The sequence below is a fragment of the Vibrio penaeicida genome (assembly GCF_019977755.1).
Taxonomy (GTDB): domain Bacteria; phylum Pseudomonadota; class Gammaproteobacteria; order Enterobacterales; family Vibrionaceae; genus Vibrio; species Vibrio penaeicida.
Genome location: NZ_AP025144.1, coordinates 784,035 through 808,027, shown reverse-complemented (window position 1 = coordinate 808,027; position 23,993 = coordinate 784,035). Strand labels below are relative to the sequence as shown.

Annotated in this window: 21 protein-coding genes and 2 tRNA genes; 7 read left to right on the top strand and 16 right to left on the bottom strand. The window is 44.3% G+C overall.

Features of this window, described 5'->3' with window-relative positions; translation table 11 throughout:
* Positions 1 to 26 precede the first annotated feature (26 nt).
* A complete protein-coding gene (locus tag LDO37_RS03875) occupies positions 27 to 2,462 on the top strand; it encodes an EAL domain-containing protein (protein WP_126609491.1) in 2,436 nt (811 codons plus the stop codon).
* Positions 2,463 to 2,543: 81 nt separating this feature from the next.
* Here the strand turns inward: LDO37_RS03875 and rimI are convergent, their stop codons facing one another.
* The 3 genes from rimI to LDO37_RS03860 all read right to left on the bottom strand — a co-directional run bounded on the left by rimI (position 2,544) and on the right by LDO37_RS03860 (position 3,836).
* On the bottom strand, positions 2,544 to 2,990 hold the full coding sequence (gene rimI, locus LDO37_RS03870) for a ribosomal protein S18-alanine N-acetyltransferase (RefSeq protein WP_126609490.1): 447 nt from the start codon (positions 2,988 to 2,990) through the stop codon (positions 2,544 to 2,546).
* Positions 2,983 to 3,375 (bottom strand): DNA polymerase III subunit psi, encoded by a 393-nt coding sequence (locus tag LDO37_RS03865; RefSeq protein ID WP_126609489.1) that lies wholly within the window; start codon positions 3,373 to 3,375, stop codon positions 2,983 to 2,985. Before LDO37_RS03865 ends, rimI begins: the two co-directional genes overlap by 8 nt.
* A 158-nt stretch (positions 3,376 to 3,533) precedes the next feature.
* Positions 3,534 to 3,836 (bottom strand): hypothetical protein, encoded by a 303-nt coding sequence (locus LDO37_RS03860; protein WP_101113229.1) that lies wholly within the window; start codon positions 3,834 to 3,836, stop codon positions 3,534 to 3,536.
* A gap of 311 nt (positions 3,837 to 4,147) precedes the next feature.
* On the opposite strand from LDO37_RS03860, the gene LDO37_RS03855 reads away from it, so the two are divergent.
* The 3 genes from LDO37_RS03855 (at position 4,148) to LDO37_RS03845 (ending at position 7,546) form a co-directional block, all read left to right on the top strand.
* The gene (locus LDO37_RS03855; RefSeq protein ID WP_185829785.1) at positions 4,148 to 5,122 is read left to right on the top strand and encodes a response regulator transcription factor; all 975 of its coding nucleotides are present in this window, start codon (positions 4,148 to 4,150) and stop codon (positions 5,120 to 5,122) included.
* 113 nt (positions 5,123 to 5,235) lie between these two features.
* Positions 5,236 to 6,435 (top strand): MFS transporter, encoded by a 1,200-nt coding sequence (locus tag LDO37_RS03850; protein ID WP_126607596.1) that lies wholly within the window; start codon positions 5,236 to 5,238, stop codon positions 6,433 to 6,435.
* Complete coding sequence (locus tag LDO37_RS03845; protein WP_126607597.1) at positions 6,428 to 7,546, top strand: class II histone deacetylase; 1,119 nt, start codon at positions 6,428 to 6,430, stop codon at positions 7,544 to 7,546. Before LDO37_RS03850 ends, LDO37_RS03845 begins: the two co-directional genes overlap by 8 nt.
* A 78-nt stretch (positions 7,547 to 7,624) precedes the next feature.
* Here the strand turns inward: LDO37_RS03845 and LDO37_RS03840 are convergent, their stop codons facing one another.
* Entirely contained in the window at positions 7,625 to 8,128 is a 504-nt protein-coding gene (locus LDO37_RS03840; RefSeq protein ID WP_126607598.1) for a GNAT family N-acetyltransferase, read from the bottom strand.
* Positions 8,112 to 8,639, bottom strand: a complete 528-nt coding sequence (gene ubiT, locus LDO37_RS03835; protein WP_126607599.1) for a ubiquinone anaerobic biosynthesis accessory factor UbiT — start codon at positions 8,637 to 8,639, stop codon at positions 8,112 to 8,114. Before ubiT ends, LDO37_RS03840 begins: the two co-directional genes overlap by 17 nt.
* A gap of 195 nt (positions 8,640 to 8,834) precedes the next feature.
* Here ubiT and LDO37_RS03830 point away from each other — a divergent pair, with 195 nt between their 5' ends.
* From LDO37_RS03830 to LDO37_RS03820, 3 genes are all read left to right on the top strand, one after another.
* Entirely contained in the window at positions 8,835 to 10,871 is a 2,037-nt protein-coding gene (locus LDO37_RS03830; protein WP_126607600.1) for a putative bifunctional diguanylate cyclase/phosphodiesterase, read from the top strand.
* Positions 10,872 to 11,014: 143 nt separating this feature from the next.
* On the top strand, positions 11,015 to 12,028 hold the full coding sequence (gene ubiU, locus LDO37_RS03825) for a ubiquinone anaerobic biosynthesis protein UbiU (protein WP_126607601.1): 1,014 nt from the start codon (positions 11,015 to 11,017) through the stop codon (positions 12,026 to 12,028).
* A 16-nt stretch (positions 12,029 to 12,044) separates the two neighbouring features.
* The gene (locus tag LDO37_RS03820) at positions 12,045 to 12,923 is read left to right on the top strand and encodes a U32 family peptidase (protein ID WP_126607602.1); all 879 of its coding nucleotides are present in this window, start codon (positions 12,045 to 12,047) and stop codon (positions 12,921 to 12,923) included.
* A gap of 62 nt (positions 12,924 to 12,985) precedes the next feature.
* Here the strand turns inward: LDO37_RS03820 and nlpI are convergent, their stop codons facing one another.
* The 11 genes from nlpI to secG form a co-directional block, all read right to left on the bottom strand.
* Positions 12,986 to 13,864 carry a lipoprotein NlpI gene (gene nlpI, locus LDO37_RS03815; RefSeq protein WP_126607610.1) on the bottom strand — a complete coding sequence of 293 codons (879 nt, stop codon included), beginning with the start codon at positions 13,862 to 13,864 and terminating at the stop codon, positions 12,986 to 12,988.
* A 194-nt stretch (positions 13,865 to 14,058) separates the two neighbouring features.
* On the bottom strand, positions 14,059 to 16,182 hold the full coding sequence (gene pnp / locus LDO37_RS03810) for a polyribonucleotide nucleotidyltransferase (RefSeq protein ID WP_101113238.1): 2,124 nt from the start codon (positions 16,180 to 16,182) through the stop codon (positions 14,059 to 14,061).
* Positions 16,183 to 16,452: 270 nt separating this feature from the next.
* A complete protein-coding gene (gene rpsO, locus LDO37_RS03805) occupies positions 16,453 to 16,722 on the bottom strand; it encodes a 30S ribosomal protein S15 (RefSeq protein WP_101113239.1) in 270 nt (89 codons plus the stop codon).
* Between the two features lie 195 nt (positions 16,723 to 16,917).
* Complete coding sequence (gene truB, locus LDO37_RS03800; RefSeq protein WP_126607603.1) at positions 16,918 to 17,871, bottom strand: tRNA pseudouridine(55) synthase TruB; 954 nt, start codon at positions 17,869 to 17,871, stop codon at positions 16,918 to 16,920.
* Positions 17,871 to 18,266, bottom strand: a complete 396-nt coding sequence (gene rbfA, locus LDO37_RS03795) for a 30S ribosome-binding factor RbfA (protein WP_101113242.1) — start codon at positions 18,264 to 18,266, stop codon at positions 17,871 to 17,873. The genes truB and rbfA overlap by 1 nt, the downstream gene beginning before the upstream one ends.
* A gap of 98 nt (positions 18,267 to 18,364) precedes the next feature.
* Complete coding sequence (infB, locus tag LDO37_RS03790; RefSeq protein WP_126607604.1) at positions 18,365 to 21,070, bottom strand: translation initiation factor IF-2; 2,706 nt, start codon at positions 21,068 to 21,070, stop codon at positions 18,365 to 18,367.
* Between the two features lie 21 nt (positions 21,071 to 21,091).
* Positions 21,092 to 22,579, bottom strand: a complete 1,488-nt coding sequence (nusA, locus tag LDO37_RS03785; protein ID WP_104401421.1) for a transcription termination factor NusA — start codon at positions 22,577 to 22,579, stop codon at positions 21,092 to 21,094.
* Positions 22,580 to 22,597: 18 nt separating this feature from the next.
* A complete protein-coding gene (gene rimP, locus LDO37_RS03780; RefSeq protein ID WP_126607605.1) occupies positions 22,598 to 23,053 on the bottom strand; it encodes a ribosome maturation factor RimP in 456 nt (151 codons plus the stop codon).
* Between the two features lie 234 nt (positions 23,054 to 23,287).
* Positions 23,288 to 23,364 (bottom strand) — tRNA-Met (locus tag LDO37_RS03775).
* A gap of 56 nt (positions 23,365 to 23,420) precedes the next feature.
* Positions 23,421 to 23,504 (bottom strand) — tRNA-Leu (locus tag LDO37_RS03770).
* Positions 23,505 to 23,513: 9 nt separating this feature from the next.
* On the bottom strand, positions 23,514 to 23,858 hold the full coding sequence (secG, locus tag LDO37_RS03765) for a preprotein translocase subunit SecG (RefSeq protein WP_126607606.1): 345 nt from the start codon (positions 23,856 to 23,858) through the stop codon (positions 23,514 to 23,516).
* Positions 23,859 to 23,993 lie beyond the last annotated feature (135 nt).

The following is a 23,993-nucleotide window of genomic DNA, read 5'->3' as shown; positions in this document are numbered from 1 at the left end:
GATCCACCAACGTTAAGGAAAAAAATTTGTATCGTCAGTCCCGAAAATCTCTTGCCACTCGTCAAACCAAAACTGTATTTCTGGTTGCTGTTGCACTGGGGCTGCTTTTTAGCTTTTACCAAATTGTTCTGGATCTACACCGAGAACGTCAAAAAATTTCTGAGAAATATCACCTGAAGCTGGAGCAAAATTACACCAATGCCAGCCAAGCGGCTTATCACGTTAACCCCTTATTAGCGCAGCAAGTGACGGACAGCATAATGACAGATAAAGCTGTGCGTCATGTAGTACTTACCGACGACTTTAATGATGTGTTATCGGAAGAGCATCGAACTTTTCATTATGAAAGCCGATTGAATCAGTCTCTTGGTCAGTGGCTCTTCACCAACGAACAAATTTACACTATCTCACTCCACCAGCCAGGCACAACGCAGGTTGTAGGAACGCTTAGTTTTACGGTTAACGGCATTGCATCTGCTAATGGCTTTTTAGAAAGAGCAAAATCACTGCTCATTTTCGATATGATCCGCAATGTACTCCTAGCCAGTATTCTGCTTTTTTTCTTTTATCGAAAACTGTCCAAACCTCTTATTGATCTCACCTACTGGGTTCGTTCTTTGCAATTTCAAGAATCTCAAAAAAAGCTCCCAGGGCAACTAAGAGACGATGAATTAGGGCAGCTAGCCCAATCTTTCCAAACCATGTGGAATGAACGTGAGCAAGCATCAGCACAATTAAGTCAAAACATTGAAGCACTTGAAAAAAGTGAGCATTTCGCCAGTACCATAATGGATAACTCAAGCGACGCGCTTTTACTGATCAATCAAGATGGCAAAATTACTCACGTTAACAGTAATACTTGCGACTTATTGGGGTACGAAAAAGAAGAGCTGGTGGGCTTTCCTGCGGTAACGATTAGCGTTAGTTATTCGATTGATTACATTGGTTTTAAAGTGAAGCAACCGTCAGAAAGCCAAGCTTCTTTATTTGAAGCGGTTCATCGTAAAAAGAACGGCACAACCTTTCCCGTTGAAGCGACAGCTATTGAGCTTACTATGAATGATACTCCGATGTTTTTGGTGCAAGCGAGGGATATCTCTAACCGTAAGCAGGCTGAAATACAAATTCACAACCTTGCGTATTTTGATGGGCTGACAGGGCTACCGAATCGAAAACAGCTACTCGACCGATTGGATGAAGCGCTAAATAAGTCTTATCGCACCAGCGAACCAGGGGTACTTCTATACCTCGACCTTGACCGATTCAAAACGATCAACGACTCACTCGGACATGCGATTGGCGATCAGCTTCTTCAAGCTGTATCAGAACGTTTGCAAAAGCTACTCGACCCGATACATTTATTCGCTCGGATTGGGGGGGATGAGTTTGCGATTTTGATGCCTAACGTCCCTTTAGATCAGGCAAAAAAACACGCGGAGGAGGTCTTATCTTTAGCTCGCTCTCCTTATGTCGTCGAATCACACCACTTGTATTGCAGTATCAGTGTTGGCATTGCCACTTTCCCGAGCCCAGATACCAATGCCTTAGAACTTTTGCGACAAGCCGATACCGCTCTGTATCGCGCAAAATCGGCGGGCAGTAACACTTACAAGACTTACGAGCCCGAAATGCGTAAGTTAGTGGACTCTTTTTTGTCTATCGAAAAAGGGCTTCATGAAGCCCTCAACAAAAACCAATTCGAGCTCTACTATCAGCCCCAAGTAAATAAAAAAGGGGAATTGGTGGGTGCTGAAGCGCTCATCCGTTGGAACCACCCCACTCAAGGCACTGTCCCGCCAGATACCTTTATGTCTATTGCCGAAGAGACTGGGCAGATCATCCCTATGGGCTCTTGGATACTTGAGCAAGCCTGCTTACAAATGGCGCACTGGAAAGAGAGCGGTAATGTACCTAGTACCTTCAAACGACTTGCTATCAATATCAGCCCACTTCAATTTTCTCAGGCAGATTTTGTTGAGCAGGTGACGGGCGCGGTAGAGCGTTCAGGTATCGCTCCCGAAGACATCGAGCTAGAACTCACTGAAAACATGCTACTGAAAAACATCGATGCCTGTGTAATAAAAATGGCTGAATTGAAAAAGAAAGGTTTTAAGATTGCTATTGATGACTTTGGTACGGGGTATTCATCTCTTAAGTACTTAAAAAGACTGTCACTGGACGTGTTAAAAATCGATCGCTCATTCGTAACCGAACTTCACCTTAATAAAAACGATACCGCCATCGTCGATTCAATCATTTTGATGTCGGAGCGCCTTGGATTAGAAGTAATTGCAGAAGGTGTCGAAGAACCCGAAGAGCTAAAAGCCTTAACAGACTTAGGTTGTGAACAATTTCAGGGATATATATTCGATAAACCTTTGGATGCAGAAACTATGTCTTTGCGACTTAAGAAGCCGCAATACAACAACCAAATCATCAAACAATTGAGTCAATCTAAGTGAGAGATCTACGCTGTTTTCGGTTTCAGTTAAACGGGTTCAAGGCGCGAGAATATAAGTGAAAGGGATTTCTCTTTCTTTACGCTACATAAACAGATAACTCATGATAATCGCGTCTTCTTTCCCTGATGCCGTCGGGTAGTAATCTATGCGTCGGTCAACTTCATTGAACCCTTCCGATTCATACAGCCCAAATGCACTCTGATTACTTTCTCTCACTTCTAACCAAGCACTTTCGGCATTGGCGGCTGCGCATACTTCAATAAACCCTTGAAGCAGCTGTTTTCCATACCCTTTTCCTTGATGAGAAGGAGAAACGGCAATGTTCAGTAACGTCACTTCTCCGACAATGTTCTGCGCGTAAAAATACCCCACCAGCTCATCATCGATATGAAGCCCATAATGGCACGCTCCACGAGAGTCTAATTCCCGTATCATCGATTCTTTCCATGGGTGGCTGTGCGCTTGCTGCTCAATCGCCCAAACACTATCTAAGTGCTGAGTAGACAGCGGCGTAATTGCATTATTCATAGGACTTTATTTGCTTCCAAAGTGCTTGCTTGTGCTCTTTATTCGATTCAACCAATGAGAGTGACTCCGAATGTAACGTTTTCACACTCTCTAGTTCACTAGGCTCACATTGACAAAACCAGACCCACTCGACGTTGGTAATATCTACTTGTGACAACTGCTGCGGCTCAAGTAAAAAGGCATCATCAATACTCACCTTGAAGCTACCAAGCACTTTGGCAAGAAAGGTGCGCTCGGCAGATGTCGGAACATTAGGGCAAATCAGTAACATTCGGCAATGCTCTGGCAGTGAGATAGGTGTGATATCCACCCCTTCTAAACGCTCAGGGTGAAGAACCTGCCACTGATCGATCTGCATTTCTTGAAGAAAAGACGTGTTACTCATGACATAGACACAATTAGTTATTCATTGAGGTGGTCGATAGTAACAAAAAACGATGCTTGCACGAAAAGAAAAGGCTGCTCATTTTTATCCCGAGTTCAGGTTATTTACTACAAAAAAAGAGCACCGAAGTGCTCTTGAAGAATTATTCATTGACGTTGTTAGAGATCGCGCATCAAAATTTCTAGTTCTTCCGATGCATCATCGATACATTCTTGCAAAACTCGAGCATCACGATGGCATAGAGGCAACCTCCAGGTTTTACCTTTACGAGCATTCGGTGTTTCCCCGACAAGCTCTGTAACGTTGCCCTTTCGTTCGAATCTTAGAGAGTCAAATTCTGTTCTTAAGCTTTGATGACTCTCATGAATTTCAACAGCGACCACACCAGTTGGGTTTACCTCGATATGTGCCTTGGAGTGTGACACGTCGTTCAGCGCACAATCTAAATGTCTAGCCAGCATATAATCCTCTCCCTTTTCCTAGTCAAACCGATCACAACCGCTAAATCAGTATAGACAAACCAGTGAGCTTGAAAGGAAATTCTGATGATAATTTCATCTAAAATGAATAAAGAGTTGATTCTTATCAAAATAAAATTTGAAAAAAATCGAAGGCATTGACACCAATATCCAATGGCATTTTTTCGTTAAATTGCACGTTCGCAAGCCACTGCCCCATCCTACATTTGGACGATGTTTTTCGAGTATTCCCCGTGATAATGTAAACAAAATGTTAATCACTCTTCATTCAATGCAAACGCAAAGGTGACATGATGTCAAAACAGATCAATCGGTGCTCCAGTGAACTTGAAACCTTTAGTGCGTTGCTGCTATCTGTCTATGAATTAGCGCGCCACGTTTCCATTGATGAATTCCAAAGTGAAGTGCTGAATGCGATTGAAAGCTGTATTTCACACAGCAGTGCATGGTGGGGACGTGCCTCAATTCAAAATGACGGACCTCACCTACACAGAACACATTTGAAAAATCTTTCAGAGCGCTATTTGAGTGATTGGAAAGCGATGAGAGAGAAAGACATTACAGTACAAAAAGTGTTTGACGATCCGGGGCAGGCAGTCATTATTCGCTTTGCTGATAGCGATACACCATTAGAGCTCAAGAACTTGGGTAAAGAACACGGTATTAGCCAACTGATGTGCGTTATCGCTATCGACCCAGTGACTCAATTATGTGAACACGTAGCGCTGTATCGAAGTTACGGAGAACCCGATTTCACTCAATCCGATGTCGATACTCTCACTAACCTTATGCCTCACCTTGTATCTGCGACTACTACAAACCAACTTAGAACGCTGTACAACCTCAGAGAGTCGGTTAACCACCATCGTGTAGCGTTTGCGATATGCGATAAAAAAGGCGTTCTTCAAATGACAGAGCCAACCTTCACGGCGCTGCTTCTTACCGATTTCCCCGACTGGAAGGGACCACAATTACCACCTGAATTGTACGAGTCTGAATACTGCGGAGAAAACATCACTCTGTCTTTTGATCGCATCGGTGGGCTACTGCTCATGCAAGCAAGGTATCGAGATCAATCGGATCAGCTTTCTAGCCGAGAAAAAAGTGTCGCTAAGCTCATGAACGAAGGCATGACCTATAAAATGATTGCGAGACAACTCGATATCGCCCCCAATACGGTTAGACACCACATTCGCTCCATGTATCAAAAGCTGAACATTCATAATAAAACCGAGCTCATCAGGCTAATTCAACCGTTACTGCATTAGTACTCTCACTTGCTTAACCGTTAGAACACTCACTAAAACACGCACTTCTTAGGTCGTATCGAAAGGTACGTCATGGATTCGTGCGCTCAAATAACAGCGGAAAGGATATCCCTATGAAAGAACAACCTCCTCAGTTTTCATCAAACGAACATCATTCATCAAACAAGCATTCATCCAATGAAGTACGCACGATCGCAGCGCTAGTGATCATTGCCGCCTTTTTACCTACGGTATTGATGATGGCACCAGCAATAGCCAGCCAATTAGCCGCTGAATTCCAATTTGGTCCCGCTCAAATCGGAAGGGTAATCTCATCCGAGTTGTTCGGTATGAGCCTCGCCACCATTCCTGCTTGGTACTGGCTGCACCGATACCCGAAACCAACTTCAGCTCGAATCTGTATCGTACTTTTTGTGGGCTTCAACTTGATAAGTGGATTTGCACAAACCGAACTTCTTTTCATTGTATTTCGATTTTTAAGTGGGCTAGCTGGTGGGTCTTTAATGATCATCTGTTTGTCGGCTGCATCCACGACACGCAATCCAGACAGAGTCTATAGTTTTTGGGTCTTAGGGCAACTCATTGTAGGTGCCATCGGGTTGGCTGTTCTCCCATATCTGTTCTCAAGCTATGGCATAAAAGCAGCGTATTTTTCCTTGGCAGTGTTAATGCTTGGATGCTCTCCACTCTGCACATTTTTTACCGCTTCTAATCAAACAAAATCTGCAACCAAGACATTAAAAATCAATCATATGGCGGTCATAGGTCTTGTAGCTGTCTTGCTGTTTTACGTCAGCCTAAATGGAGTATGGACATTTGCAGGCATGTTTGCAGAAAGGCTGAATATAAGCGCAACCAAAAGTGGCGATATATTTTCAGTTGCCAGTATTTTTGGCATCGCAGGGGCGTTGTGCGCCGCTTGGGTGGGGCATCGTTGGGGCAGATTCCTTCCATTACTCGCGGGCTTTAGCATGATGATATTAGGAACGTATTTACTGCAACAGAACAGCGAATATATTTTCTCCAATGCCACATTCTTGTTTAAGTTTTCATGGACGTTAGCTCTCCCTTTTATTCTCGCGACACTTGCAAGAATTGACCATCAAGGACAACTCATGAACAGCACGAACCTAGTCATTGGTGGGGGGCTTGCCATTGGCCCAGCGATATTTGGTCACCTTCTTGAGTCGGGGCACTCCCTCGATCATTTGATCATCTATGCCTGCATTACTGCTTTCCTTTCCTTCATTTTACTTGGCTTCATTCTTTTTCAATCCAACACACCTTCCGTTCAAGGAGTTCACAATGAGTAATAAAACCGGTTTTTTATATGATGAACAGTGCTTTTGGCATACTGCTGGCGAGCATGCACTAGTGCTTCCCGTTGGTGGTTGGGTGCAACCCATGAGTGCTGGTGGTCATGCAGAATCTCCTGAAACCAAACGTCGTCTAAAAAATTTATTGGATGCCTCTGGCATAACCAAGCACCTAACCTTAAGCTCAGCCCCATCATGCAGCCAAGCACAACTGCTACGAGTGCATCCGGAACATTACCTAAACGAATTTAAAGCACTCAGCGATGAAAAAGGTGGCGAACTTGGTCTATACGCCCCTTTCGGAAAAGGAAGCTTCGAGATTGCGACACGCTCAGCAGGTTTGGCATGTCATGCCGTTGATAAAGTCATAAGCGGAGAGCTGGATAACGCATACTCACTTTCCCGACCGCCAGGGCATCACTGCCTTGCGGACCAATCTATGGGTTTTTGTTTACTCGCGAATATTGCGATTGCGGTAGAGCATGCCATTGAAGTTCATGGGTTATCACGCATTGCCGTCGTTGATTGGGATGTCCACCATGGGAATGGTACACAGGATATCTTTTACTCCCGTCCTGACGTTTTAACCATTTCTCTCCACCAGCAAGGGTGCTTTCCTCCTGGGTATAGCGGCGAAGAGGATATAGGGTTAAACAAGGGGAAAGGCAGTAATATCAATATTCCGCTGATGCCCGGAGGCGGACACACCAGTTATCTAAATGCTATGGAAAAAATCGTTATCCCAGCACTCGATGCTTATCAGCCTGAACTGATACTGGTCGCTTCAGGGTACGATGCCTGTGGGGTGGACCCACTTGCCCGTATGCTGGCTCATAGCGAAACATATCGCACAATGACGCAAATGATAATGGAGGTTTCAGGACGTCACGCCAACAATAAATTAGTTATCGTTCATGAGGGGGGGTATTCTGAAACGTATGTGCCTTTTTGTGGGTTAGCGGTAATTGAAACATTATGTGGCGTTAAAACGGGTATCGAAGATCCCATGTTGGAATTGATTCAAGCGCAGCAACCGTGCCAAAGTTTCAACCAACTCCAAGCAGAAAAGATCGACTTGTTAGCAAAGAACACTCCGCTGTTAGTATAAAAATATGACAGACGTAAAAAAGGGGCTTTAAGCCCCTTTTTCAATTATTCCAAAACGGTACGGTAAAAATTCCAGCCATTACATATCTGAAAATTCAGGGCTGAAAAATACTTTTCCTGATTTACCGTCAAATTCACCTTCGTTTAAGGCTCGAACTTGAAATGCACCTTCTGGCACGTCCCACTGAGTATCCATTTCATAATCAGCAGCGTTTTCAAATCCAAATCGACCATAGTATGCAGGGTCGCCTAGTACAACACACGCTGGGTAACCCAATTCAGCGAGTGAGGATAAGCCTTCCTTCACCAAATCTGATGCGATTCCTTTTCCACGGTATTCTTCTTTTACCGCAAGAGGCGCCAAACCTTGCCAGTTTAAATCTTGTTGATCTAGCGTGACAGGGCTAAATAACACATACCCCACCACTTCACCTTCATCATTGCAGGCAACCAATGATAAGGTTCTTTGTCCATTTTCACGCAGGCGATTCACTAACTCGGCTTCCGCGCCAGTTGGGAAAGCATGTTTGATTAACTGTTCTATAGGCAGAATATCTGCCGGTGCTTCAGTTCGTATAAGCATTCATCACCTCTTTGTGTTCGGGCGCAGATTGTAGCCCTTTTTGAACAAAGTCGGCTAATTGATTTAACAAAGTGTTAAGTGCTTTCGGTAATGCGTCGAGATCCACACTGTCCATTATGTTTTTCACTTCTAGCCCAAGTTCCGTGTCTCCTTCTATTTTAAGACGACGTTGGAAAAAAAGCGTATCAGGATCTTCTTTTCGCCCCGCGATGAGAACGAGGTCATTCAATTTTCCACTAAAACTTACATCGTGCTGCTCTGCACCTCTCTTCACGACAAGAGCGTCATTTCGATAGCTGATATACCACTCTAGTTGGACATCTGAAACTTCTACTTTCAACCACTTCCCTTCTAGAAAATCGAAGTCTCCATCTTCCAGTGCCTCTTTAAATACGTGTTGCAAACCTTCAAGCATAGCTTTGTTTTGAAGAGAGTGAGGTAAAAACTGGGCTGGAGATCTCAAAATGGACGCAGCATTAAGCACTAGTTTAGTGCGCAGGAGTTCAAACACGGTAATATCTCTCGGATAGGCATAAATAATTGCAATACTAGAGCAATCTTTGTCTCGAATTTATGTTATGTATCAAAAAAAGCTCAGCTAAGCCTTGGATCGCTTTTACATCTCGTATATCAAGGTTATAGTAACTTATCGACTCGCACCTGTAGGTGTTTGCATTACCTCCCCCGGAGACTCGGTAACAGATTGATGCCAACAGAACAATTACAACACTGGTTTTCAAAACTCACTGATCACAGTCCGTTTTTCTTTGCCATTTTAGATAAGCAGCACAATTACCGCATGGTAAACGCTCGCTATTGCGAAATCGCAGGTCTTAGCAGCGAAGAATTGGTTGGTATGCGCGACACACAAGTATTAGGTGACGCATTTTATCGAAACCTAAAACCCTATTATGAGCGAGCATTTGAAGGGGAATCTGTAGAAGCAGAAATCACTTTAAATGATCACAGTCTCGAAACTAGCCTGCATTTTAGTTTATCTCCGGTTATTGGAGAGCAAACGGTCGAATATATCGCTTTTCATGCTATCGATACTTCTGAGAAACAAATTCTTGTTCGCTCTCTTGAAGAGTCCGAAAACAAATTTTCTAAGTTAACTGAGCTACTCCCTAATGGGCTTCTTCTTGTAGAAGACGGTTGCATTATTTCAGCTAATGCCTCAGCAGCAAGATTGCTGGGCTTCAATACCTCGACCGAATTATTAGGCGAAGAGCTAAGCCGTCTGTTTATTGATGAGAAATCCAAACGCACATTTGGTAATCAATTGCTTAGTATGTTGACTGAATCCCAGATAACTTGCTTAACGGGTGCACGTTGTGGCTTAGAAAGACGAGTTTCATTGCAAGCGGAACTGACGAGTTTACTGGGAAACCAATCGCACATCGTGTTGATTCAAGGGTTAGACGAAGCGGCAAACGATGCCAGCATCGGTCAGAATGAAACCCATATTGATTCGCTAACCAAGCTGTATAACCGCTTTGGCTTTACGCGTCGATTGGAGCAGTTCATTCACAATGAAACACCGTTGGTTATGCTCTACCTCGATATCGATAACTTTAAGAACATTAACGATTCTTTAGGGCATCATATCGGCGACAAAGTGATCAAAGAAGTCTCCTCTCGTTTACAGAGATTACTGCCTGTACAAGCAGTCTTAGGGCATCTTGGCGGCGATGAGTTTGGCATAATTCTTCCCGAACCCGATCACAATCGCACCGCAGATCAACTTTCCGAACGTATTATCTCTTTGATTAATCAGCCATTTGATTTACACCACTTTAGTAAGCGTCTGGCTTGTTCAATTGGTAGTGTCAGCTACCCAGGTGACGGACATGATGCGCGTATTTTGCTGCAAAACGCAGATACAGCGATGTACGAAGCGAAAGATCGCGGGCGTAACCGTCTGATCAAGTTTAACGATCAGATGAACAAAGAAGCACGTATGCGCTTGTGGCTTGAAATTGAGCTACAAAAAGCACTGCAGCAAAACGGTTTGGAAGTCTGGTACCAGCCTAAAGTTAACGCGCGTGATTTCAGTATCAATGGTGCAGAAGCACTGGTTCGCTGGAAACACCCTGTGGAAGGCTACATTAGCCCTGGCGCATTCATTCCAGTGGCAGAAAAAGCGGGATTGATAGAACACCTTGGTCGTGTGGTCATGCGCGAAGTCTTTTCAACCGTTAAACGTTGGAAGATGCAGGGCATTCTTCCTGGTCGGGTTGCGATTAACCTTTCTCCCGAGCAGTTCGGAAACCCAAAACTTATCGACTATATGGAAAAGCTGCTTAGTACGACGGAACTCGACCCAAGCTGTATCACCTTTGAGTTAACCGAAAGTGCCGTAATGAGTGACAGCGATCATACACTTCAGATGCTCAATGCCATCAAAAACCTTGGCTTTGCCCTTTCTATTGATGACTTTGGTACCGGTTACTCTTCTCTCTCCTATTTAGCACGCTTCCCTCTCGATGAATTAAAAATCGACCGAGCTTTTATTACCGATCTTGATACGCTACCGAAGCAGCTAACTGTCATAGAAAACATCATTAATTTAGGTAAATCATTGAATTTGGTCGTGGTGGCGGAAGGGGTTGAAACAACGCAGCAAGCCACTCTATTGTCTAACCTCAATTGCCATTCAATTCAGGGTTATCATTTTTATCGTCCGCAACCTAAGCAAGAAATTGAAGAGCTATTGGTTCAAAATCGCCGCCATAAAAACTGATCACTATACTCAAGCCACCTGAACATTAATGTTGTTTGGGTGCACGCTAAACTGAACAAAAACTGCCCCACATCAAATTCCTATTTGTAAAACCTACCTAAAATGCTCTGTTACTGACAATAACAATGAAAGGTAACGAGCGTATGGAACTCCTCTGTCCTGCGGGCAATTTACCTGCACTAAAAACCGCCATCGACTGTGGTGCCGATGCGGTTTACATCGGGTTTAAGGATGATACCAATGCCCGACATTTCGCTGGTCTGAATTTCACCGGAAAGAAACTGGAAAAAGCCGTGCAGTATGTGCACGACAACAATAAAAAAATTCATGTCGCACTGAATACTTTTGCTCACCCAAATGGGTTCGAACGATGGACAACGGCAGTAGACACTGCAGCACAATTGGGTATCGATGCCTTAATTGTTGCCGATATTGCGGTGTTGGATTATGCCTCGACAAAATACCCCGATCTGGAGTTACATCTCTCCGTACAGGCTTCCGCAACCAATGTTGCCTCTATCGATTTCTATCATCAAAACTTCAATGTAAAACGGGTTGTATTACCCCGCGTCCTTTCAATCCATCAAGTCAAACAGTTGGCTCGTAACATGACCAGTGATGTTGAGCTGGAAGTTTTTGCGTTTGGAAGCCTTTGTATCATGGCAGAAGGGCGATGCTACCTTTCCTCATATATGACTGGTGAATCCCCTAATACGGTTGGGGCTTGCTCTCCGGCAAAATATGTTCGTTGGCAAGAGACGGATATGGGCTTGGAATCTCGTTTGAATAACATACTTATTGACCGCTACTCCGAAGGGGAAAATGCAGGCTACCCGACGCTGTGCAAAGGTCGATTTGATGCGATGATCGATGGGGAACCAAAACGCTACCATGCGCTAGAAGAACCGACGAGCTTAAACACGCTATCTTTGCTACCTGACTTGTTTGCAGCCAATGTCGCTTCGGTCAAAATAGAAGGTCGCCAACGCAGCCCTGCCTATGTAGAACAAGTCACCAGAACATGGCGTGCAGCGATAGATCGTTACCAATCTTCACCGGAGCAATATCATGTCGAAGACACTTGGAATAGCACACTAGCAAACGTTTCTGAGGGTACACAAACCACTCTCGGTGCCTATCACAGAAAATGGCAGTAATCTGGAATAGAAAAATATGAAATACGCATTAGGTCCACTCCTCTATTTCTGGCAAAAGCAAGATGTTGAAGCGTTTTACCATCACGCCAAATCTTCCGAGGCAGATATTGTTTATTTAGGAGAAAGCGTTTGCTCAAAGCGAAGGGAAGTAAAACTTAAAGATTGGCTTATGCTAGCAAAAGAGCTTAGCGCTTGTGGTAAGCAAGTAGTTATTTCCACTATGGCATTACTCGAAGCACCTAGTGAAGTCAGCATCATGAAGCGATACATCGACAATGGCGAATTTGCCATTGAAGCCAACGATGTGTCTGCCATTCAGTTGGCTTTTGAGAAGAAGGTTCCGTTTACTGTTGGCCCTGCGGTTAATGCTTACAACGCTCAAACATTGGGTCTTTTCGCAAAACAGGGCATGACGCGCTGGTGTATGCCTGTAGAGTTATCACATGATTGGCTAAGTAACTTACTCATGCAGTGTGACGAGCTAGGTATTCGAAAGCAGTTTGAAGTCGAGGTGTTTGGGTATGGTTATTTGCCGCTTGCATACTCTGCACGTTGCTTTACTGCGAGAGCAGAAGATCGCCCTAAAGACGAATGCGAGACTTGCTGTATTCGATATCCAAATGGGTTAAAAGTCAGCAGTCAAGAAGGGCAAGAAGTCTTCACTCTGAACGGAATTCAGACACAATCCGGTTATTGCTACAATTTAATCAATGACATAGCTAATATGCATAATACTGTAGATGTAATTCGACTCAGTCCTCTTGGAACAGAGACGTTCCAACAACTTTCAGCATTTAAAAACAATGAAGATGGCTCTCACCCAACAGAACTAACAAACCGAGATTGTAATGGTTATTGGCATCAAATAGCAGGGCTTAATACTGTCACCATCTGAATGGAAACCAGAAGAAAAACATAAGAGAGCCGCCTTATTTTGGCGGCTCTCTTATAAACTTCCTAGATTTCCGTTTCTTTCGGATCGTTATCTCTTTCTGCTTTCAATTCGCTGTAGATGTTGCCCAGCTCCATATAAGAATATCGGTGTTCGACGTATTCATAGACATTGAAGGAGAGGGCCAATTTATACAGCGATATGGCATTACCATAATCACCTTGTAACTGATAACGTTTGGCCAGATAGAAATACGTTTCTGTTAATCGCTGAGACAAGCGTTCGTTGTCGTTCGTTGCGTTGACGATGGCTTTTAGAGCACGCTCTTCTGAAATCTGATCCAGCATTAACGCAACCATCAGCCAGCCCCATCGTTCGCTTCTTTTATCGTAACGATTCAGCAGTTTTTCTTTCGCTACGTCGGCATCAATTTCACGCTCAATCAAAAACAACCAAAGAGCACGAAAAGGGTCATCGGGGTCGTCATTATAGTGTGTTGTCATCTCTTCAAATGCTAACTCGTAACGTCCACCATAATACAAAGCAATAGAGCGATTCCTTTCAGCGTACTGATTAGCTGGATCGAGCTCTAACGTTGAATCAAATGAGTCATATGCAGCATCAAACTCTCGCTTCTCGGTAAAGTATACACCTAGTAGGTTGTATACATCTGGCTGACGAGGGTTCAAGTTTAAAGAACGCTCAAAGTCTAAACGAGCTAAGTCACGTAAGCCTACGCTGTCGTAATAATTACCCCGTTCATAGAACATTTTGGCTCGCACTTCTTCTTTCAGGTCTTGCCTTTGCAATAGCTGAGTCAGCCTTGCAATCTGCACTTCCTGTTGAATGCTAGGCTGCAACGGCACCGCCATCGGTGGGTAAAGCCATTGGTTTTGGTTGGAAGCACACCCTGTGAGTATTAGGGTTGATATTACTCCGACCATTTTTAACCATTTCGCCAAACTGTTTCTCCTTATTTAGCTTCAGTCCAAGGTTGTCGTTATAGTAGCTGTATAGACAGAAATATATATTGTGGCATTGTCAGGAAATGAAGCTTTTTCCTGGACCCAAAAACAAAAAGGGGAGCCTCAGCTCCCCTTTATAACACGCTTTATCTCAAATGCGTATGCCTCACACGTTATTCCGCGCTTGGTTGCTCATTTGATGCTGCTTCTTCAGTCTTTTCAACCGCTTCTTTCATACTTAGACGAATGCGGTTCTGACGGTCAATTTCAAGAACTTTAACTTGAACTTCTTGACCTTCAGATAGATGATCAGCCACTTTTTCGATGCGCTTATCAGCGATTTGAGAAATGTGTACTAAGCCTTCTTTACCACCTAGAACAGCAACGAATGCACCAAAATCAACGATGCGAGTTACTTTACCAGTGTAGATAGTGCCTACTTCAACTTCTGCTGTAATTTCTTCGATACGGCGAATCGCTTCTTTCGCAGCAGTACCTTCGGTCGCAGCGATCTTGATTGTGCCATCATCTTCGATTTCGATAGTTGTACCCGTTTCTTCAGTTAGAGCACGGATTACTGCACCACCTTTACCGATAACGTCTTTGATCTTATCAGAGCTGATCTTCATCGTATGGATACGAGGAGCAAACTCAGAAATATCATCACGAGCACCAGAAATCGCTTCGTCCATTACAGACAAGATGTGCTTACGCGCGCCTTGTGCTTGGTTAAGCGCGATTTGCATGATTTCTTTTGTGATACCTTCGATTTTGATGTCCATTTGAAGCGCAGTGATACCTTCATTAGTACCTGCTACTTTAAAGTCCATGTCACCTAGGTGATCTTCGTCGCCAAGGATGTCAGAAAGAACTACAAAATCGTCACCTTCTTTCACAAGACCCATCGCGATACCCGCAACAGAAGCTTTAATTGGAACACCCGCATCCATAAGTGCTAGAGATGTGCCACATACAGACGCCATTGAAGACGAACCGTTTGACTCAGTGATTTCAGATACTACACGTACTGTGTATGGGAACTCTTCCACTGATGGCATTACTGCAGCAATACCACGTTTAGCCAATTTACCGTGGCCGATTTCACGACGCTTAGGAGAACCAACAAAACCAGTTTCACCTACACAGTAAGGAGGGAAGTTGTAGTGTAGCAAGAAGTGATCTTTACGCTCACCTGTTAGCTCATCAATGATTTGAGCATCACGCTGCGTACCTAGTGTAGCAGTAACGATCGCCTGAGTTTCACCACGAGTAAACAGTGAAGAACCGTGTGTACGTGGAAGGATACCAGTACGTACATCCAGAGCACGAACCATGTCTTTCTCACGGCCATCAATACGTGGGTTACCTGCAATGATGCGACCACGTACAACGTTTTTCTCTAGAGAACCAAGCATGCCACGGATTTCGCGCTCATCTAGCTCTTCATCTTGTCCAAGCAATGCTTCGACAACGTCGTTTTTAATAACGCCAACTTGCTCGTAGCGAGCCATTTTTTCAGTAATTTGGTAAGCTTCTGATAGGCGAGCTTCTGCTAGTTCAGCAACGCGAGCTTTGAGCTCAGTGTTTACTGCAGGTGCTTCCCACTCCCATGCTGGAGTAGCCACTTCAGCAGCAAACTCTTTAATCGCATTGATAACAACTTGCTGTTGATCGTGACCGAACACAACTGCAGAAAGCATTTCTTCTTCAGTTAGGTTATCTGCCTCAGATTCAACCATAAGTACTGCGTTGTCAGTACCAGCTACAACTAGGTCAAGCTTAGAGTTTTCTAGCTCTGTGTTGCTTGGGTTTAGTACCAATTGACCATCGATATGACCAACACGTGCTGCACCGATAGGACCGTTAAACGGAATACCAGAGATAGCAAGAGCCGCTGAAGTACCGATCATTGTTACCATATCTGGCTGAACGTCTGGGTTTACAGACATTACTGTCGCAATAACCTGAACTTCGTTTTTGAACGCATCTGGGAATAGAGGACGAATAGGACGGTCGATTAGACGAGCCGTTAGCGTTTCACCTTCAGAAGGACGGCCTTCACGCTTGAAGAAACCACCAGGGATTTTACCTGCAGCATAAGTACGCTCTTGGTAGTTCACTGTTAGCGGGAAGAAATCTTGACCTTCTACCGCTTCTTTTTTACCAACAACAGATACGAATACTGCTGTATCGTCCATATTAACCATAACAGCTGCCGTTGCTTGACGCGCAACTACACCTGTTTCAATAGTTACGGTGTGGTTGCCGTACTGAAACGTTTTTACGATTGGATTCACGTAATTTCCTTAACTTTGAAAATTTCAAAGATGTTGTCTTAGATTAAACACAACAGCGCCTTACCAATCGCGACTAATGAAAGTAACCTAAGGAAGATTCCTTTCATTAGTCGCGACCTTTATGGTCGACATCGGTGACTGTAAAGCTGCTTTGTGTGACTGGCAAAAGCCAAATCCGCAGTAGTATAAACTACTTAATCGGAAATGTCTTATACCCAAACAATAGGCGTAAAAAAAGGAGCCGAAGCTCCTTTTTCAAACAAACTGATCTTAGCGACGTAGGCCTAGACGTTTGATTAGGTCTTGGTAACGCTCTAGGTTTTTACCTTTAAGGTAGTCTAGAAGCTTACGACGACGAGAAACCATACGTAGCAGACCGCGACGGCTGTGGTGGTCTTGCTTATGCGATTTGAAGTGACCTTGTAGGTGGTTGATAGAAGCAGTCAGTAGAGCTACTTGTACTTCTGGTGAACCAGTGTCGCCTTCAGATTGTGCGTAATCAGCAACGATTGCTGCTTTAGTTTCTGCATTCAGAGACATATTTCTCTCCTAATAAGAGTTGAGTATAAAACTGTGCCAGCCAATCTCTGATTCAGCCGACACGCGAAGCGCGAATTATACGGGGTGTAATGAGTAAACACAAGCACTCTAAAAACAAAACCGAAACACTCTAAATTACGCAGAAATGCCTCGGTTTACTTTAGGGTTTGTTGAGCTTTCTCAATTACATTTCGCTCACGCAGAATGTTCTTCATCACGAAAAACAACTAGACGTTTTGGAGCAACTTTACCGTTATCATCAATTTCACCGACGCCAATAAAGAGCTTCTCATCGCCACTCGTCATTCTTACTGTGCCTTCAACTGGTGCACCAAAGACTTGTACAGGTTGCCCATGTTGAACCATATCAGTCAATTCAGAATTTAAATTAACTTCTGGCAAATCCTCAACCGCTGTATCCATCGGAAGCAACAAAGCATCTAACAAATCTTTAGGAGGTAACCCCTGATCATTAGCATGTTCTAGCAGTTCATTTAGCTGCTCTAAAGTGACCATGCGATCGTATGGGTAGTTCGCAACCCCAGTACGACGAAGGTAAGTAACATGCGCACCACAGCCCAACATTTCACCTAAATCATCAGTGATAGTGCGGATGTAGGTCCCTTTTGAGCAGTGGATTTCCATTTCTACTTCATCGCCTTCAAAGCGAAGTAGTTGAATAGAATAAACCGTGATCTTTCGAGATTCACGTGGAACTTCAATACCTTCGCGCGCATATTCGTAGAGTGGACGACCTTGATACTTCAAGGCAGAAAACATAGAAGGGATTTGATCCGTTGTACCTTTGAACTTCTCAATACATTCTAAGAGCTGTTCTTTCGTCACGTTAACATCACGAGTTTCAACGACTTCGCCATCTGAGTCTGATGTATTAGTACGCTCACCTAGCTTAGCGATGACAACATATCGCTTATCAGAATCGAGAAGAAACTGAGAAAACTTAGTCGCTTCACCCAAACAGATAGGCAACATGCCCGTTGCCAATGGGTCTAAAGCACCGGTATGGCCCGCTTTTTCAGCGAAGTAAATACGCTTTACTTTCTGTAATGCATCGTTAGAGGAAATACCCGTTGGCTTATCAAGTAGTACAACGCCGTTAACCGGACGACCTTTACGACGGCGACCCATTACTCTTCGTCTCCTCGACCTGCATCTTGTTTTTTCTGCTGGTCTTTGCTGACGACATCACTCACTAAATTAGACATACGCATACCTTCAACAAGTGTATTGTCATAGGTAAATCGTACTTCAGGAGTTAAACGTAAGCGAATACGCTTACCAAGCATCATTCGAATCTGAACTTCATGCTCTTTTAGTGCTGCAAGGCTATCTTCAGGTGTTTGCTCACCTACACATAGGAAAGTTACAAATACTTTTGCATAGGCGAGATCACGAGAGACCTCAACATCAGAAATGGTCACCATTCCGATACGAGAGTCACGAACTTCACGCTGAAGAATCAGCGCTAACTCTTTTTGTAGTTGCTGCGACACGCGCTGCGTGCGGCTAAATTCTTTTGACATTTCTTTTCTCACTATAGAAAGAATGGGGGGCAAACGCCCCCCATGGTGTATTCAACAACCTTTGCCGTTTATCTAAATAAACAAGGCAATTTTGTCTATTAGTCTAGAGTACGCTTCACTTCAACGATTTCGAATACTTCGATCTGGTCGCCTACGCGAACGTCGTTGTAGTTCTTAACGCCGATACCACACTCGTAGCCGTTCTTAACTTCTTGAACGTCATCTTTGAAGCGGCGTAGAGATTCTAGCTCACCTTCATAGATTACTACGTTGTCGCGTAATACGCGGATCGGGTTGTTACGCTTGATAAGACCTTCAGTAACCATACAACCAGCGATTGCACCCAGTTTCGGCGACTTAAACACGTCACGCACTTCAGCAAGACCAATGATCTCTTGCTTGAATTCTGGAGCAAGCATACCGCCCATTGCTTGTTTCACTTCGTCAATCAATTGGTAAATGATTGAGTAGTAACGAAGGTCTAGGTTTTCAGTTTCAACAGTGCGGCGAGCAGAAGCATCAGCACGCACGTTAAAGCCTAGAATGATAGCGTTAGAAGCCGCTGCTAGTACTGCATCAGTTTCAGTAATACCACCAACACCAGAACCAACGATGTTGACCTTAACTTCTTCTGTAGACAGTTTACGTAGTGAATCAGCGATAGCTTCAACAGAACCCTGTACATCAGCTTTAAGCACAACGTTAAGCTCTGCAACTTCACCAGCGGACATGTTCGCAAACATGTTTTCTAGTTTCGCTTTCTGCTGGCGAGCAAGTTTCACTTCACGGAATTTACCTTGACGGTAATTCGCTACTTCACGTGCTTTACGCTCATCACGTACAACCGTTGCTTCGTCACCAGAAGCAGGAACGCCAGATAGACCAAGAATTTCAACAGGAATAGAAGGACCAGCAGTCGTGATTTCGCGTCCATTCTCGTCGCGCATTGCACGAACTCGACCGTACTCTTGACCACAAAGAACGATATCGCCTTTGTTCAATGTACCAGATTGAACCAGTACAGTAGCAACAGGACCACGACCTTTGTCTAGGCGAGATTCTACAACCACACCCGATGCCATTCCTTCTTCTACAGCTGTTAGTTCAAGAACTTCAGACTGAAGAAGAATTGTCTCTAGAAGACCTTCAATGTTAGTACCTTGTTTCGCAGAGATGTGAACAAACATGTTCTCACCGCCCCACTCTTCAGGAATAACATCGTATTGAGCCAGTTCGTTTTTAACGTTATCTGGGTTTGCGTCTTCTTTATCAATCTTGTTTACAGCAACAATCAAAGGTACACCTGCCGCTTTAGCGTGCTGGATTGCTTCGATTGTTTGAGGCATTACACCATCGTCTGCCGCCACAACAAGAACAACGATATCTGTAGCCTGAGCACCACGTGCACGCATTGCAGTAAACGCTGCGTGTCCTGGAGTATCCAGGAAGGTGATCATGCCGTTGTCCGTTTCTACGTGGTAAGCACCAATGTGCTGGGTAATACCACCCGCTTCACCGGAAGCAACGTGTGCTTTACGGATGTAATCCAGCGTAGATGTTTTACCGTGGTCAACGTGACCCATGATGGTAACTACTGGAGCACGTGGTACAGATTCAGCACTGTTATCACGATCAGACAGTACTGCTTCTTCCAATTCATTTTCTTTACGCAGGATAACTTTGTGACCCATTTCTTCAGCAACAAGCTGAGCAGTCTCTTGGTCAATTACCTGGTTGATGGTTGCCATAGCACCCATCTTCATCATCACTTTAATTACTTCAGTCGCTTTAACTGACATCTTGTTTGCCAGCTCAGAAAGAACAATTGTCTCACCAACTACAACGTCAGATTTCGCAACTGATGCACTCTTATCGAAGCCATGCTGCATTGAAGTAGGTTTAGCCAGTTTGCCTTTCCTACCACCGCGACCACGTTGGTTACGGTTACCACTACGATTGTTGCCACCTTTATCGTCATTGTTCGCAGAAGACTTCTTCTTACGACGACGAGGCGCCTTCTCTTCGCTTTGGTCAGCTGCATCTTCTGCTTCACGAGCAAAAGTAGAAGTTGTCACGTGATAGTCGCCTTCTTCCATCACTTTTTCTTTCTTCTCTGCTTCAGACCAACGTGCTGCATTTTCTTCAGCCAATTTGCGAGCTTCTTCAACTAGCTTCGCCGCTTCAGCTTCTGCTTTACGTTGCGCTTCTTCTTCCTGACGGCGTTTCAGCTCATCAGCTTCTTTTTTTGCTTGCGAACTTACTTCCGCACTCTTTGTGTTCATGTCTTTCTTAGCCTTATCAGCTTGTACGCGCTTTGCTTTCTCTTCAGCGTCACGTTTAGCTGCTTCCTCAGCTTCTCGTTTTGCTTTTTCATCCGCTTCGCGTTGTGCTTTCTCTGCAGCTTCACGTTTAGCTAGCTCTTCCGCTTCACGCTTCGCTAGCTCTTCAGCTTCACGTTTAGCTGCTTCCTCAGCTTCTCGCTTGGCTTCTTCATCGATTGCACTGCGTTTTACGTACGTGCGCTTTTTGCGCACCTCTACTTGAACATTTTTACTCTTACCGCCACCCGCATTCACACTTAAAGTACTGCGAGTTTTACGCTGGAGAGTTAAGCGAGTTGGCTCAGAATCTCCTGAGGTATCACCATGCTCTTTTTTCAAATGAGTAAGAAGCTTTTGCTTCTCATCGTCGGAAACGGTGTCTACGCCCGTTTTTTTCATTCCAGCATCAGCAAGTTGCTCAATCAAGCGGTCAACTGGCGTACCAATCTCATCACTCAGTGCTTTAACCGTTAATTCTGTCATGCCACTTCCTCCTTGCTGAATTTATTCTTCGTCGCCAAACCAACAGATGTTACGTGCAGCCATAATCAGCTCACCAGCACGCTCTTCCGTTAGGTCTTCAATGCCTTCAAGCTCATCAGTACCCTGGTCGGCTAAATCTTCAAGTGTTACGACACCTTTCGCTGCAAGTTTAAACGCCATTTCGCGCTCTAAACCTTCTAGTGCAAGTAGGTCTTCCGCTGGCTCAAGACCATCGAATGACTCTTCTTTCGCCAAGGCGATCGTAGTTAGGGCATCTTTTGCACGTTGGCGCAATTCTTCTACAAGCTCTTCGTTTAGTCCATCAACTTCCAGAAGTTCATTCACTGGCACATAAGCCACTTCTTCTAGTGTTGAGAAACCTTCTTCAACGAGCATTTCTGCAAAATCTTGTTCGATATCGAGGTACTTCATAAAGTTTTCGATAGCCGCACCAGATTCTTCTTGGTGTTTCTTTTCTAGATCTTCTACTGTCATTACGTTCAGTTCCCAACCAGATAGTTGAGATGCTAAACGTACGTTTTGACCGTTACGACCGATGGCTTGAGCCAAGTTATCGGCTTCAACTGCAATATCCATTGCGTGTGCGTCTTCATCTACGATGATGGAAGCCACATCTGCTGGTGCCATTGCATTGATAACAAACTGAGCTGGGTTATCGTCCCAAAGTACGATATCGATGCGCTCACCACCTAATTCACCTGATACCGCCTGTACACGTGCACCACGCATACCAACACAAGCACCAACTGGGTCAATACGTCTGTCGTTTGTTTTCACTGCAATTTTTGCACGTGAACCCGGATCACGAGCTGCGCCTTTTAGTTCAATTAACTCTTCAGCAATCTCTGGCACTTCTACTCGGAAAAGTTCAGATAGCATTTCAGGCTTAGAGCGAGTGACAAACAGTTGGAAGCCACGCGCTTCAGGAGCAACTTTGTACAGAAGACCACGAACACGGTCACCTGGACGGAAGTTTTCACGAGGAAGTTGGTCATCACGTAAAATGACTGCTTCAGCATTGTTGCCTAGGTCAAGAACAACGGTTTCACGGTTCACTTTTTTAACCGCACCAGTGATCAGGTCACCTTCGTTATCAATGAACTGCTCAACGATTTGTGCACGCTCAGCTTCACGTACTTTTTGTACAATAACTTGCTTAGCGGTTTGAGTGGTAATACGGTCGAATGTTACTGACTCAATATCATCTTCTACAAAGCTACCCAGTTCCATTTCTTCGTCATCGTACTGCGCTGCTTCCAGTGAAATTTCTTTAGTTGGGCTTTCTACTTCTTCCACAACCAACCAACGGCGGTAAGTGTCGAAATTACCCGTCTTGCGATCAATCGCAACACGAACGTCAATTTCAATCTCGTATTTCTTTTTAGTTGCCGTAGCTAATGCGATTTCTAGAGCTTCAAAAATACGCTCACGAGGAACCGCTTTCTCATTAGAAACAGCTTCTACTACCGCTAAAATTTCTCTGTTCATTCTCTAGCCTCTTAAGACTTAAAACTTAGGGATCAGGTTAGCTTTGGAAATGTTGCTTAGTGCAAACTCTTCTTTCGCATTGTCCACTGTGATTGTGATCGTTTCGCCTTCAACGCTTTCGATCACACCTTTCCACTTACGACGGTTGCCCATAGCCATTTTCAAGACAAGGCTGACCTCGTGACCTATAAATTGCTGATAGTGTTCTGCTTTAAAAAGTGGTCTTTCTAAACCAGGTGAAGATACTTCAAGGTTATAAGCGACAGAAATAGGATCTTCAACATCGAGCACTGCGCTAACCTGATGACTTACCTCTGCACAGTCATCTACATTGATGCCGTTCTCGTGATCAATATAAATACGCAATGTTGAATGCTCACCAGCACGGATGAACTCCAATCCAACTAACTCATAACCAGATGCTTCCACTGGCGCGTCCAGCATTTCTGTTAGTTGTCTTTCCAAACCCGTCATGAAATCACCCTTAGATAACCACTCTAGAAACAAAAAAAGGGCTAATAGCCCTATCAAATAGCCGAGCATTACTCATATTTTGCACAGTACAAAATACAAATAACAAAAAACCCCGATTAGTCGGGGTTTTTGTTGCTGGACCCTGATATAACTGAACATTATCTTGTTCAGTTTGCGGTTAGGTAAAACCGCTCAAACTTGCATCCAACTTTAACAACATCACTTGCTAGAAATTGGTTGCGGGGGCCGGATTTGAACCGACGACCTTCGGGTTATGAGCCCGACGAGCTACCAAGCTGCTCCACCCCGCGTCCGACTGCTGAGCATTATACGCCCAAGGCAGTAATTTACAAGTTTGCAGAACTTATGGTGCCGAGAGAGGGACTCGAACCCTCACACCAAAGGCACTAGCACCTCATGCTAGCGTGTCTACCAATTTCACCATCTCGGCATAAATTCTTTACTGAGGAATTTCGTCGCCGCTTCCGGCAGGAATTTCACTCGTTACATCAGCCGCTTGCTCAATAGATGATGCAGCCTGGCTTGGGTTCGCTAGAATACTTTCTGTTTCGCCGCTGTTTGTAGACATACGACCAAGAACTAAACTAACGATAAAAAATACTACCGCAAAAACTGCAGTTGTTCGGGTTAGGAAATTTCCTGAGCCACTCGCGCCAAACACTGTGTTTGAACCGCCAGCTCCGAACGAAGCTCCCATGTCTGCGCCTTTACCTTGTTGAATCAACACTAGGCCAATAACACCAACCGCTGCCAACAGGTAAATCACAAGTAGAACTGTAAACATTCTTCCACCTATGTTCCAAATTGTTGAGCCAGCGCCGTCGTACTGAATAAGCACAGAGACAAAGCTAGCGCACCTCCCTTTCGAAGGCGGAGCAATACTATCGAATGCCTTTTACGCTGACAAGTAAAAATTCAC